General features: G+C 43.5%; 10 protein-coding genes and 2 pseudogenes. 8 read left to right on the forward strand and 4 right to left on the reverse strand.

The window, feature by feature from the left end; all coding sequences use genetic code 11:
* Positions 1-128 precede the first annotated feature (128 nt).
* Positions 129-3,265 (reverse strand): annotated as a pseudogene (locus RH85_RS10995) (HD domain-containing phosphohydrolase).
* A gap of 297 nt (positions 3,266-3,562) precedes the next feature.
* Here RH85_RS10995 and RH85_RS11000 point away from each other — a divergent pair.
* The 4 genes from RH85_RS11000 to RH85_RS11015 are packed head-to-tail and all read left to right on the forward strand — an operon-like array spanning position 3,563 to position 8,231.
* Complete coding sequence (locus RH85_RS11000; protein WP_039948964.1) at positions 3,563-4,960, forward strand: TolC family protein; 1,398 nt, start codon at positions 3,563-3,565, stop codon at positions 4,958-4,960.
* Between the two features lie 9 nt (positions 4,961-4,969).
* The gene (locus RH85_RS11005; protein ID WP_006712312.1) at positions 4,970-5,944 is read left to right on the forward strand and encodes an HlyD family secretion protein; all 975 of its coding nucleotides are present in this window, start codon (positions 4,970-4,972) and stop codon (positions 5,942-5,944) included.
* Positions 5,944-7,092, forward strand: coding sequence for an ABC transporter permease (locus RH85_RS11010; RefSeq protein WP_006712313.1), 1,149 nt, complete (start codon positions 5,944-5,946; stop codon positions 7,090-7,092). The genes RH85_RS11005 and RH85_RS11010 overlap by 1 nt, the downstream gene beginning before the upstream one ends.
* The gene (locus tag RH85_RS11015; RefSeq protein WP_006712314.1) at positions 7,089-8,231 is read left to right on the forward strand and encodes an ABC transporter permease; all 1,143 of its coding nucleotides are present in this window, start codon (positions 7,089-7,091) and stop codon (positions 8,229-8,231) included. The genes RH85_RS11010 and RH85_RS11015 overlap by 4 nt, the downstream gene beginning before the upstream one ends.
* 112 nt (positions 8,232-8,343) lie before the next feature.
* Here RH85_RS11015 and RH85_RS11020 read toward each other — a convergent pair whose 3' ends face one another.
* Positions 8,344-8,721, reverse strand: a complete 378-nt coding sequence (locus RH85_RS11020; RefSeq protein ID WP_006712315.1) for an ATP-binding protein — start codon at positions 8,719-8,721, stop codon at positions 8,344-8,346.
* Between the two features lie 129 nt (positions 8,722-8,850).
* Between RH85_RS11020 and metA the strand changes: the two genes are divergently transcribed.
* Both metA and pilW read left to right on the forward strand, forming a co-directional pair.
* Positions 8,851-9,792, forward strand: a complete 942-nt coding sequence (metA, locus tag RH85_RS11025) for a homoserine O-acetyltransferase MetA (RefSeq protein WP_006712316.1) — start codon at positions 8,851-8,853, stop codon at positions 9,790-9,792.
* Between the two features lie 178 nt (positions 9,793-9,970).
* A complete protein-coding gene (gene pilW, locus RH85_RS11030) occupies positions 9,971-10,735 on the forward strand; it encodes a type IV pilus biogenesis/stability protein PilW (protein WP_006712317.1) in 765 nt (254 codons plus the stop codon).
* A gap of 50 nt (positions 10,736-10,785) precedes the next feature.
* Here pilW and rlmF read toward each other — a convergent pair whose 3' ends face one another.
* Together rlmF and RH85_RS11040 are read right to left on the reverse strand one after the other, a co-directional pair.
* Positions 10,786-11,922, reverse strand: a complete 1,137-nt coding sequence (rlmF, locus tag RH85_RS11035; protein WP_006712318.1) for a 23S rRNA (adenine(1618)-N(6))-methyltransferase RlmF — start codon at positions 11,920-11,922, stop codon at positions 10,786-10,788.
* Positions 11,923-11,932: 10 nt separating this feature from the next.
* Positions 11,933-12,427, reverse strand: coding sequence for a M48 metallopeptidase family protein (locus RH85_RS11040; protein ID WP_006712319.1), 495 nt, complete (start codon positions 12,425-12,427; stop codon positions 11,933-11,935).
* Positions 12,428-12,563: 136 nt separating this feature from the next.
* On the opposite strand from RH85_RS11040, the pseudogene RH85_RS22310 reads away from it, so the two are divergent.
* Both RH85_RS22310 and RH85_RS11045 read left to right on the forward strand, forming a co-directional pair.
* Positions 12,564-12,668, forward strand: a pseudogene (locus RH85_RS22310) (glutaredoxin family protein); the annotation flags it as partial.
* Positions 12,669-12,698: 30 nt separating this feature from the next.
* A complete protein-coding gene (locus tag RH85_RS11045) occupies positions 12,699-12,932 on the forward strand; it encodes a glutaredoxin family protein (protein ID WP_006712320.1) in 234 nt (77 codons plus the stop codon).
* The last annotated feature ends 1,036 nt before the right edge of the window (positions 12,933-13,968 follow it).

Here is a 13,968-nt window from a genome sequence, read left to right on the forward strand (position 1 = left end):
TTAAAACCGCTACTATTCACACCAAATCTTACAATCAGGTGACCATGATGAGAAGCAATCGCCATTATGCAGGCACAAAAAAGGAGCATTGATTGCTCCTTTTTAGTTTCTCTTTTATTTTTGGCTACTTAGACCAATTGTGTTGATTGAATATATTTACTCATATCAACCTTATCGATTTGCTCCGGCGGTAAGAACTGCTCTGCATACTGCTGGAACCCACCGCTGGTTAAGAACAACAAGAACAACTCGTGATCAATGTGATTATCCAGTGCCATCTTATGCATTATATCGATCGCAACACTAAACGGTTTTGCCTTCTTGTATGGTCTATCTGCCGCCGTCAATGCTTCAAAGATATCTGCAATCACTAGAATCCGTTCTGGCATCGACAAATCTGCCGCCTTAAGCTTTCTTGGATAACCTCTACCATCCATGGTTTCATGGTGAGTCGATGCAAAACGAGGCACATTGGATAGTTCAGGTGGAAATGGCAATGCTTCGAGCATCTTAATGCCACTGATCATGTGTTCATTGATCTTAAATCTATCTTCCGGTGTTAACGTACCGCGAGAAATCGTTAAGTTATACACCTCACCATAATTATATTGGTGCTCTGGCACTTCCATTTTAATGCCGTGTTGTTCTTCAAACTCAATTTGACGTACGCGGTGAATAATATGCTCAGCTTTATCTGCCAATAAATCTTCTACCACTGGCAAGCTACCCTGTGGGGGTACTTTGCTCAACTCTTCAAAAGGTGACAATCCCAGACGATTATCGAAATGACGTAACCATGTTTGCTTAGCGATGCTCTTTATTCTTTGGATTTTATCTTCACTCATAAATTCACCGCCGACATTCGCTTGAGCGACAAATTCAAAATCTTGTTTCAATTCAGATTGACGATGATGTAACTTTTCGAACGCACTGGCTTTATCGGTCGTATTGTCTAATAGAGAGCGTAGGTATTCAATTTCTGCATCACGCCAAAGGACTTCAAAACGAGTCCGAACTTCATGAATTCGATTGTAGTTAGCTTCAAGCTTAGTGCCCTTATCTACAACATGTTCCGGCGTCGTGATCTTGCCACAATCATGCAACCACGCTGCAATTCTGAACTCACGCCTTTCATCATCGCTGTTAAAACAAAAATCTTTAAACTTACCTGACTCTGTTTCCTCTGCAATTTTTGCGAGCATCATGCCTAATTCGGGAACTCGATTACAATGGCCTGCTGTGTATGGTGATTTATCATCGATCGCTTGGGCAATCAAACAGATAAACGCATCAATAAACGCCTCTCTTTCCTTCTGGTGCCGTTCAATTTCACTCGCCATATCCACAATCGATTGCGACAGTTCATGTACTTCTTTTATGCGCGTCTCTACTGGGCGTACTTGGCTAAACAATCGCTGCTTGATACGTTGTGTTTCGCCTCTCAATTGACTGATCGGTTGAACAATCGGCGAGCCGAACACCCAAGCAATCGGCAGCAAAGCAAGCATGATTCCAATGGTTATGCTGATCGACGTAACGAGTCTATCGACCACTTTTTGGGTAATCACACTGGTAGGAACCACAACCGCAAAATACTCTTGTGCACCGCTATTAGACACTGGCGTAACATAGAGGAAATGCTTGCCGCTTTGCGAGGAAACCATCTTGTTATATTGCGCACGTTCTTGCGATAAATTAAACAACTCAGGATAAGGCAGGAATCCCGCTTTAGATTTGCTGTCATCAAGCCATTTTAACTGCAACGCCTTTTTTTGTTGCGGGGTAAACTGCTTTAATGCCATCTCTATCATCGGCAACAAATGCGCATTCGATTGGTTAAGATAAAGACTAAAATCAACATAGTTAAAGTCGCTTAAAGTACCTACGATTATGCTTTGAGCATTGGCCGCCCTCTGCAACTCACTTAAAGCCAAATAACCATCAATAACGAAATCGACTTTTCCCGTTAGCAACGTCTCTTTCGCCTGGGTAAAATCAGCAACGGTTTCAATATTCAATACAGGTTGTGCTTGTCGTAAAACTTGCTCAATTCCCCGCCCTTCAATCACCACAATTTTACTTTGCTGCAATTCAGACAAACTCGTAGGCAAGCCAGCTCCCTGCAATGAGGCGATCCCAAGCGAGGCTGAATACATTTTGGCTCCGGGGCTTGCATTGCTGAGGCTCCCTTGGCTCCCCATTGAATGGATGATATCCAGTTGCCCTTGATTAAACTTATTCACTAAGCCTTGGCTATCAAAACCATTGATGAACTCAAATTTCAACCCTGTCATTTGCGACACAATCTTCAACTGATCAATGGCATAGCCTTTTGGTTCCCCGGCTTGTGCAAAATCGTATGGTCCCCAGTTATTTTGATTAGAGACAGAGCTGCCGAATGTTGTACATCACGAATCTGCTGATCGCTGAGTTTCATCGGAGCACCCGATGGAACGTTCATTACTGCTTTTTGCGCTACATTTGAGGCAATCACTTCACCGTTATGATTAAACAGAAATGCTTCAATCCCGTCCCCACCGTGGATGTCCATCGCATCAGCGCTAATTTTAGAGCTCAATGATGATAGAACGATATCCACGCCAATCACGGAGTTTTTACTCCGAATAGAATAAGTTTGTCCGGTAATCTTTAAGTGCTTGAACAAATACGGGTCTGTTTTATACACCGCTTTATTCGTCGCGGAATGGTACCAAGGTCGCTGGGAGGGGAAGTAATTACTGTGCTGGGAAATGATTCTGGTACGTTTGAGCGTATCAGTGTAATACTCCGTAGTGCGTATTCTCTCATCTCCTTCTCCTTTTATCTTGATAATGACCCAACGATCTTTATCCACCGCATCGAGGCGAGTACGTACAATCGGTGACGAAGCTAAATTAATAATCTGATAAAAGTCTTCTTGTTTGTCACCATAGTAGAGGCTGTAAAACAATGGATTGTCTGTCAGTACCTGTATAAAAATGTCGCGAATTTCTTTCTCGCTAAATTTCTGTTCTGCGGCCGTTGAAACCGTCCGTAAAATTTGGGCGCTGCTGGTGGCATTGACATCTATTTGCTGGATGTAATCGCTAATTTCAGAACTGGCCATGGTCAATTTAGAAAGTACATGCTCTTCAGCCATTTGACGGCTAAAGTAGTACTGCAAACTAATTGCAAATATCGCGGTAATGACAGTTGCAAACAGAAACATACTAGCGACAGTAAAGCGAATGGAAAATTTTCTAGCCGGTTTTGACGAACTCTTCATCGTGATCTTTGCCCTCCTTTGGCATCAATCAGGTAAGTCATTGTTATTTTGCTTACATTTATTGTTTTTATTGTATTAAGCTCATGGCGTACGTCTAATCATCCTAGTTAGATACGTAGCCTGATATAATACTAATCTAGTATTCAACTAACCGCACAAAAGTTCAACATTCCATTCGTTATAAATTGCCTATAAGTGCAACAAAACTCTCACATTTATGTAATTAACGTCGAGCGTACACATTGATGCACACCAATTTAGAGTATATACTCTAAATTATTTCCCTGAGCATTTGTCATGAAATTGCGTTCCCTTTCAATGCTAATCAGCTGTGTCACATTAGCGCCACAAGCACACAGTGCCGAAATCAGTTTTGATGAAGCGTGGCTATTGCTGCAAAAAGACAACAATTCAATTGCCGCTCAACGTGCCAATCTTGAGCGCTATCAGTACCTGCAAGATGCCAGTGATAGCCTCAATCTGCCGAAAGTGACTGTCGGAGCAAATTACACACGATTGGATCAAGATGTAAGCGTTTCAGGTAAACAATTATTTGATAGCACCGGCGCACATCTTCCGGTGCTACCAGGTCCTATTGGCCAATTAGTTTCCGGCCTCGGCTCTGTCACTTCTACCATCTCAGAACGCGATATCTTTAGCTCTTCGATTCGTGCTATTTGGCCTATTTTTACCGGTGGGCGAATTAGCGCTGCGCAAAGTGCAGCAGAAGGCAAAACTGACGAAGCAGCCAGCCAGCTAGCAATGGAAACACAAGCGCGTTATGAAGATCTGAGCAAATACTACTTTAGTGTTTTACTCGCCGAAGAAGTGGTGCATACCCGCCAATTAGTGGAACAAGGCCTAACCAAACATCGGAATAACGCCCTCAAGTTAGAGCAACAGGGGCAAATTGCCCGCGTTGAACGACTGCAGGCCGAGGCGGCTCTCGACAAAGCAAGCGTTGAACGTAAAAAAGCCCAAAAAACGCTGGTCATTGCACAATCGGCATTAAGCGAAATATTAAATCAATCGACACAAATAGAGCCACGTGATCACCTATTCATTAATGACAATTTGCCACCATTGAGCGCTTTTATTGAGCAAACCCTCGCGACCTATCCGGGCCTTGATTTACTCGACGCAAAAGAGAAACAAGCCAACAGCTTGATCAAAGCTGAACAAGGTAAATACTACCCCGAAGTATACTTGTACGGTGATTACAGCCTGCATGAGGATGACTCGCTGGCTAGCCAAATGAAGCCTGACTGGTTAGTCGGTGTTGGCGTAAATATCCCGCTAATAGACAACAGTGGTCGCAGTGAACATGTGCAAGCAGCTCACAGTGCCGTTACTCAAGTGAAATATCTTAAGGCGCAAGCCAGACAAGACCTTTCTGTTTTGGTCAACAAAACCTATCTAGAAGCACAACAAGCTCAAGAAGAAGTAGTCGGTTTGGCTTCTAGCTTAGCGCTGGCCAAAGAGAATCTTAAGCTACGTGACAAAGGATTTAGCCAAGGCCTTTCCACTTCGACCGATGTCGTCGATGCTCAACTCTACCTTGCCAGCATCCAAACACAACGCGCAGCTGCTAGTTTCAACTATCTAATTTCATTAGCTAAATTATTAGCCCTGTCGAACCAAATGAACAGTTTCCCTCAATATCAACACACCGCAATTGCGACCAAAAGCTGGTAAGGAATACACATGAAAAACAAAAAAACACTGGTACTTTCAGCGGTCGCAATCGCACTATCATCTTGGGTTGGGTACAGCTTCTATCAAGCCTATCAACCAAAGCCAATTCATCTGCAAGGTCAGATTGAATCTCAGCAATACACAATTTCGTCGAAAGTTGCGGGACGAATTGACCAAGTATTAGTAAGAAAAGGTGACATCGTCACCAAAGATCAACTTATCTTTACCATCCATAGTCCTGAAATAGAAGCCAAACTAGAGCAAGCAAAAGCCGGCCAAAAAGCCGCGGGGGCACTTGCAAAAGAAGCGGAAAAAGGCGCTCGCAGTCAACAAATTCAAGCCGCCAAAGATCAATGGAAAAAAGCCAGTGCCGCCCAGGCTCTTGCAGAAAAGACCTACCTTCGCGTCAATAACCTCTATCAAGACGGTGTTGTAGCGGAGCAAAAACGTGATGAAGCCCAAACCCAATGGCAAGCCGCAAAATATACGCAAAGTGCCGCTTTCCAAATGTATCAAATGGCTAAAGAAGGCGCTCGCGACGAAACCAAAGTCGCCGCAGCAGAAAAAGAGCGCATGGCCGCAGGTGCCGTGGCCGAAGTGGAAGCTTTTGCCGCCGATACTCAAGTAAATAGTTGGTTTAACGGTGAAGTGTCACAGGTGCTGTTGCAAAGTGGTGAGCTTGCCCCTCAAGGTTTCCCTGTGGTTACGGTGGTCGATAGACAAGATTCATGGGCGGTTTTAAATGTTCGTGAAGATTGGTTAAAACACTTTAAAAAAGGTTCAACATTTAACGCTTACCTCCCCGCTTTAGATAAAAATGTCGAGTTTACGGTTACTCACATTGCCGTTATGGGCGATTTCGCAACATGGCGCTCAACAGATGCTTCGCAAGGTTTCGATTTACGTACCTTTGAAGTAGAAGCTCGTCCTACGAGTAAGGATGTGGATCTTCGTATGGGCATGAGCGTAGCGGTTGAATTGTAATGACAAGCAATTCACACACTATCAGCCAATGGCAAATTGTTCGGCGAGACGGCTGGTTATTCTCCTGTTTAACTTGGTTGCCAATCGTATTGGCACTGTCGATATGGGCGGTATTTTCACAAGGAATCGCGCGCGACTTGCCTATTGCCGTGGTTGATTTGTCCCACAGTGAAATGTCTCAAACGTTAACGCGCTATTATGACGCGTCCTCAAGTATGGCGGTCGTTGAACAACTCCAAAGTGTAGAACAAGCCAAACAGTCGTTAGTCGAAGGCAACATTTATGCCTATGCAGTGATCCCAAGTAATTTTGACAGTGATGTCTATAAAGGGTTAATGCCACAAGTTTCCGTATTTTATAACAGCCAGACGATCTTGATCGGTAAGTTGATGAATTCGGCATTTGTTCAAGCCCAAGGGACGTTTAACGCTCAAGTCACCACAATGCATAATCTTGCGCAGGGTAACCAAACCATTGCTAGCGCAATGGCTAATGCAGTGCCTATTCGCACTCAAATAACGCCGCTGTTTAACAAAAATAGCAACTATGCGCAGTTTTTAGTTTCAGCGGTGGTGCCTGCACTGTGGCAAATTGTTGTTGTCGTGAGTACCATTTTGATTTTGACGGCCAATCACCGCATGCGAGGTTTACGACCTTGGCTAGGAGATCAACCCGCGAATAAAATCCTAACCACATTGGCGCCCTACTTGCCTGTTTTCGTTCTACAAGGTTTTGCCTTTTTGTGTTGGTTTTATATTGGCTTAAAATGGCCAATGAACGGCAGTTTGTTGTTACTCTTAGTCGGTCAAATCATTACTGCTATTGCCTGCATGATCATGGGAAGCTTCTTCTTTTTCATGACACTCGATCCTGCTCGTGCGATGAGCTTCGCTGGCGCTTTCACCGCGCCTAGCTTTGCATTCATGGGGATTACCTTTCCAGTCACGGATATGAATAGTTTGGCGCAAATCTGGCGCAGTTTATTACCCATCAGCCACTACATCGAACTGCAAGTCAACCAAGTCAGTTACGGTGAACCATGGCCAGTTGCGATCAATGAACTGTTACCAATGTTTGGCTATGCCCTGCCATTGTTGCTCACTCTTGTGCTGGTGAAAAAGCACTTAAAACAGGAGCAAACAGCATGAGTTTATGGTCATTAATTAAAGCTGAAATAAAAGCGCTGCTGACCAATCCCGTCGTCATGTTAACGGTATTTGGGGGCGTGGTTTTTTATTCCTTCTTATACCCGTTGCCCTATAGCAATCAAACCCCTTTAGAGCAAAAAATCACTGTGGTGAATTTGGATCTGAGTCAAACCAGTTACCAGCTCGAACGCATGGTCGATGCGACGCCCCAAGTCACCATTATTCGCAGAGATAGCTCAATCATCGGCGCAAAAAAGGCGTTTTTGAACGGCGACGTCAGTGGCATTTTAGTTATTCCTGAACATTTCTATAAAGATTTATTAATGGGTAAGAGCCCAACACTGGCATATGCCGGAGACGCTTCATACTTTTTAGTTTACGGCACCATCGTAGAAGGACTTGCACAAGCTGGCGGAACTCTTGCCGCCAAAACGACCGTAAGTAAGTTAGTCCTTGAAGGTACGCCAATAGAACAGGCGGTAAACCAATACGCACCAAGCAAACTCAATATGAAGCCCACTTTCAATCCACGAATGGGCTATGTTGATTACGTTGTACCTGCGGTATTTGTCTTGATTCTGCAGCAAACGCTGGCGATGGCGGCAGGGTTACTCGGAGGAACGCAAAAACATGGCACTGGTTATTGGAGCCATGCGTCTGCACTTCAATTGACCTGTGTGCGAACTATTATCTTGGTCGTAATCTACTACTTACTCAGTATGTATTACTTTGGTGGCAGTTTTAGTATGTACGGAATCAATCAACTCGCGCCAATCTGTCAGTTATTGACCTTGCTATTGCCATTTTTGATTGCTACCTGTGCCATTGGTATATGGCTTGGGCAAATATTACCTCGTCGAGAATTGGTGACACTGGTCGTGCTCATTAGCTCGATGCCATTAATTTTTAGCGCTGGATTTATTTGGCCAATACAATCCATTCCTTCGGTAGTGGTTTGGATTGCCAACCTATTCCCGAGCACGCCAGCCATTCAAGGGTTTTTGGCACTGAATCAAATGGGGGCTGATTGGCAACAAGTCGCACCGCATTACACACAGCTTTGGCTACAAGCCATCGCTTGGTTTGGCTTATCAGTTTGGGCTGTGCATCGAGGCAAACAGAAAGCGCCACACAGCTAGTGTTCTTTCTTGTCACTGCAACTGGTTAGCAATAAAAATAAAGCGTGGTCAATCAACCACGCTCTATTTTTTATTCATAGATTTAGCTATCTTTCGCCGTAAGCGTATAGGCCTATTGCCATGACTGCCATCGACTGCGCATTTTTTCGATCACCGCTGGCGAGACGCCATGAACATTTTGATACTGACCAAGAGCCTCAATCACTTCAAGTTCAGCCCCTAGCCTTTTCGCCATCTGATAATATGGTTTAATTTCCCAACGACGAACGAACGTGTTAGAAACCACCACATCTTGACCATTTTTAAGGGCATCTTCCGTTTGCGCCTGGCACCATTGATGGGCAGCCTCCAATTGCAGAGGGTCAAACTGGTACTCGCCCGTCGCCAACTCGAAATACATATCCGCCTCAAAATGCACCGCTTGGTAAGTTTGAGCTAAAGTGCTTTTTCCTGAACCAGGTAAACCGCGAATCAATGTTAATTTAGGCATACTTCTACTTTGGCCCACGGCCTATTATTTAACTGCCAACAATTATACTTAAATTTGTTATCGACATCTCAAATTGATTCAGGTAACTTTGGATGTATAGACGTCCAAATGCGCTTTAGGGAGAAAGCTGTGCCGATTAGGATCCCCGATCAATTACCCGCTTCAGATGTATTACGTGAAGAAAATATTTTTGTAATGCCGGAAACTCGTGCTGCAACACAAAATATTCGTCCGCTGAAAGTATTGATCCTCAATCTAATGCCCAAAAAAATCGAGACGGAAACTCAATTTTTGCGCCTATTATCCAATAGTCCATTGCAAGTGGACATTGAATTGCTACGTATTGATAATCGACCAAGTAAAAACACACCAACTCAACATCTTGATACCTTTTACCGTCAGTTTGAAATGGTCAAACAACGTAACTTCGATGGCATGATCATCACCGGAGCACCGCTTGGTCTGGTTCAGTTTGAAGATGTCATTTACTGGGATCATTTGAAGAGTATTATGAGCTGGGCCAAAGAGCATGTGACTTCAACACTGTATGTCTGCTGGGCGGCGCAAGCCGGCTTAAAATTGCTCTACGATTTGCCAAAGCGCACACGTAAAGAAAAATTGTCAGGAGTGTATCGCCATCAAGTACAACAGCCATTTCATTCGCTGTTGCGTGGTTTTGATGATGAGTTTTTAGCGCCCCACTCACGCTATGCTGATTTTTCATCAGAGTATCTGTCTGAACATACTGATATGGATATTCTTGCGACGTCTGATGTTGCTGGCGTGTACTTGGCCGCAACCAAAGATAAACGCAACGTATTTGTTACCGGACATCCAGAATACGATGCTCATACCTTACACAATGAATACGTCAGAGATCGTAATGAAGGCATGGAGCCTGTTGTGCCCGTCAATTACTATCCAAATAATGATCCTGAGAATAACCCACGCGCCAGTTGGCGTAGCCATGGTCACCTACTGTTTGCTAACTGGTTGAATTACTGCGTTTACCAACAAACACCCTTTGATCTTGAGCACTTTAGCGAAGCCAACTTTACTAAAGACGATTAAACTCAGCGAATTAGAAACACCGACAACATTCTCAAAAGGCCATCTCCTATGGCCTTTTTTTACATTTTTTGCTGCTATTCCCCTCGCACTCACGTTGCTACTCACAAGTTATATCCTCATATCCACCGCTATAATTGCCCCCCAATCAATGACAGAGCACTAAACATAGGAGCTTGAGATGAGACTGGTGAACAAACGATGGCGGGTGAAGATCATCACGATCAGCTTAATCACTCTGCCGGCATGTATCACTGTTGAAACGGGCGCTAAACCAGAACTCAAAGTGCCAGCTCAACAAAAAGCGGAGGCTCGAATCGAATTAGGCATCGGTTATTTACGGCAAGGCCAATTAACCAAAGCGAGAAGTAATTTTGAGCAAGCGATAGAGCATGCGCCAAATTTTTACCGAGCCCAACTTTCGCTCGCCCACTACTATCAAACCGTGGGCGATATGGCCAGTGCTCAGAAAATGTTTCGTCAAGCGCTCACAATACATCCAAATAATGGCGACGTGCTCAACAACTATGGCACGTTCTTGTGCAAACAAGGTGACTATGCGCAGGCAGACTGGCTTTTTAACCAAGCAGTAGCCCAAGAATATTATTACTCAACATCAGCAAGCTATGAAAATGCTGCTTTGTGTGCGCTCAAATCTGGCAATAAAAACAAAGCGATAACTTATTTCAGCCAAGCGCTAGGATATGAGCCTACACGTCGCCGTTCACTCCTCAACCTCGCCAAGCTTGAAATAACTCAACTTAAACTTTCGGATGCTCGTTTGCGTTTAATCACATTCATGACGAGTCATGGGACCACGGCAGAAACCTTGGCCTTGATGATTGAATTGGAAATCAAAGCCGGCAATGAAAATTTGGCAGAAAAATACCAACATCAACTGACTAACCTTGATGAACAACCAGCTAAGTCCATTGAAATCTTGTAAAAAAGCCCGCTAAATCTGCGGGCTTAATGGTGAATAAAGAATACGTAGTATTAGCGCGATTTGAGCGCTAACCAAGCTGCGCGTTGAGTCTTATCTTTAAAGCTCCACGCCACGAATCGACTGATCTTTTGCCCTTGACTCATCTCGACAATAGTCACTTGCTTGGCGCCAACTTTTTCCAAGTTTTTACACAACCAACGCACGTTCTCTTTTTTAGAAATTAAGGTAGTAAACCATAGAACTTGCATAGCGAATTTTTCACTCTCAAACGCTAGATTCTTCACAAAACTCGCTTCGCCACCCGGGCACCATAATTCGGCTTTTTGACCACCAAAATTTAGCGTGGTGCTTTTTTCCAACGTGAGTTTTGGTTTATTTGGCACCATATTGCCGCGCTTTGCTTTATGAGCATTCAAGTTAGCAATTTTACGTTCGGTGCCTTTTTGCGCTTCTTCTAATGAACTATGAAATGGTGGGTTACACGTTGTCACATCATAGTATTCACCTGGCTGAATAATTCCTTGGAAGAAATGAGCACTGTCACTTTGCAGACGACACTCAACCTTGCCCACTAATACCGTGTTTTCAGTGGCAATACGGTTTGAGTTTTCCACTGACACCACATCAACATCGCTACCCACACAGTGCCAACCATATTGCGTTGCGCCAACAATGGGATAAATACAATTAGCACCGACACCAATATCCAGCGCTCTGATGAGCTTGTGGTTAATCTTTGGCGCTTCCGAGGAAAGCAGATCCGCTAAGCGATGAATGTAATCAGCACGGCCAGGAATAGGTGGACACAAGTATCCCTCAGGGATATCCCACTGCGTGACACTGTAATGCTCAGCCAGTAATGCCCTATTTAACAGCTTCACCGACATCGGATCATCAAAGCGGATCGTGGCTTCACCTACCGGATTTTTAACCACATACTTAGCAAGCTCAGGAAGTGCTTTCACCAAACGTTCAAAGTCATAACGTCCTTGATGAACGTTACGTTTATGCAGCCCTTGTTGGCCTTTAAGTTGGGTAATTTTAGTGTCATCGCTCGACAACAGTTTGTCACCCTTTTTGCCTTTGGCGCTTTTAGCCGCTTTGGGCGCCGGACGCATTGATGAATGCTTGGATTTCTTAGTCGGCATCGGGGCGCGTTGATCACGCGGCTTCTCATTTCTACTCATAACGAATTGGTTACTTCAGTTCTCGATAAATCATAAACAAACGCGCATCCAGCTCCAATTGATGATATTCCGGTTCCATATGGCAGCAAAGTTGGTAAAAAGATTTGTTATGATCTTTCTCTTTCAAATGAGCAAGTTCATGCACGACAAGCATACGCAATAATGGTTCGGGCGCATTTTTAAACATGCTGGCAATGCGAATCTCGTTTTTCGATTTGATCTTGCCACCGTGTACCTTGGCAGTATAGGTGTGCAAGCCTAGTGCATTATTGATGAGATGAATCTTACTGTCATACACCACCTTGCTCAGTGGTGAGGTTTTCTTCATGTATTGATTTTTCAACGCCATCGTATATTCATACAAGGCTTTTTCACTTTGAATGTTGTGACGCTCAGGATAGCGCTTTTCAAACCAAGCGCAAAAACGCCCAGACTCAAGCATTTGCGACACTGGGGTAAGAATATGGTCGGGATAACCTTGGATGTAGCGCAGCACGGGATTCATAGTGACTCAACAACTTAATCTATTACCGGCTAAGTTTACCCCAATTACCAGCGCGCATCACTCGAATCATTGTCGCACACGCGCTATTCGCCTATACTCCAGCCAATTCTTCATCCCTGATTTAAAAAGGCTCAATATGAAAAGACTTGTTTTATATGTCGCCGACAAATGCCCGCACTGCAAAGATGCGCAGCGCTATCTTGATTCTAAAGGCTACCCATACCGCCTGACCAATGCAAAAGCATAACTTTCGAAAAAGGGAAACATTATAATGAAAAGATTAGTTTTGTACGTCGCTGATAAATGCCCTCACTGTAAGGACGCTCAACGTTACCTTGATTCTAAAGGTTACAAGTACCGCCTTACAAACGCGAAAATGGAAAGGGGTCGTAAAGAATTACAAGCAATGGGCGCACGTTCTATCCCTGTATTGAAGATCGGTGATCAAGTAATGGTCGGTTGGAATCAGAAAAACTTCGATAAGATGTACAATAGCAAGAACTAAAAAAGCCCACACTAGGTGGGCTATTTTTACTAGATTTGAATCAACCACTCACGGTCAAATTCGATAAGCAATTTGATGAGTCGAACAAAAATTCTAATCATTACTTGCGTCCTCCGCTACGAACCAAAAAACACCACGCTTTCCACCCATATTCATGGGCATCTAGCACTCTTGTTGAGTTTCTAACTCTACGAAAACGTGTGTAAATCCACTTAAAGCCCGCTGGGGCTGCTTTATGGCTGATGGATCTCATGCCATTTTCTCCTATACAGGACTATTGAAAATGGACTAGCGAAAGATTCGGATCTTGTTGACGCAATTAACCACACATACTATTCTGTGATCGCGATCACTGAGATAACATGCTTATTTAAGTATATTGCGGCTACAAACCTATCGAAGCATCTCTGGTTTGATTTTCCAACTTCCTACGGCGAGAAAATCAATTACTAGTCCTTCGTTTTGCAAATGAAACCCTCTAAGTTAACCCTTACGAGGGTTTTGTTTCATTCGCGGTATCTATTATATTCCTCTTGCACGAACTTGTAACCCCCTCTAATTTCTGCGATTTTATCAACGCCAAGTAATCTTAGCCCAATTTTCGTGACGTAACTCACAGTAATATCCATTACCAATTATCAAAACCATCAATAAAACTCACTTATCTAACAACTATCGAACTTATGCACAGTAATATTTTTTCATTAACGTGATAAAAGTCACACTACAGGCCTGCATTACAACTAAAACGTCCTGTAAAAGCCCCTGAGCGCTTATGTAATGATTAGCCATTAATTACCCACCCAACAAAAACAAGCCAAACTATTCACTTATACAACTTATTCAAGAAACCTGTTGAGCACATGAAAGTTATCCACAAAACTATCCACAAATATTCAATTTTCAATCAAAATTCGTTTAAGTGGCAATTTGACTTATGCGTCAATATGTGTGTCTTTATATCTTTATATCTTTATATCAAGAACGCCTAAAAACACAACATATAGCCACACAGGTAAACTAACACTCTCATATA

The organism is Vibrio ichthyoenteri ATCC 700023, assembly GCF_000222605.1.
Lineage (GTDB): Bacteria > Pseudomonadota > Gammaproteobacteria > Enterobacterales > Vibrionaceae > Vibrio > Vibrio ichthyoenteri.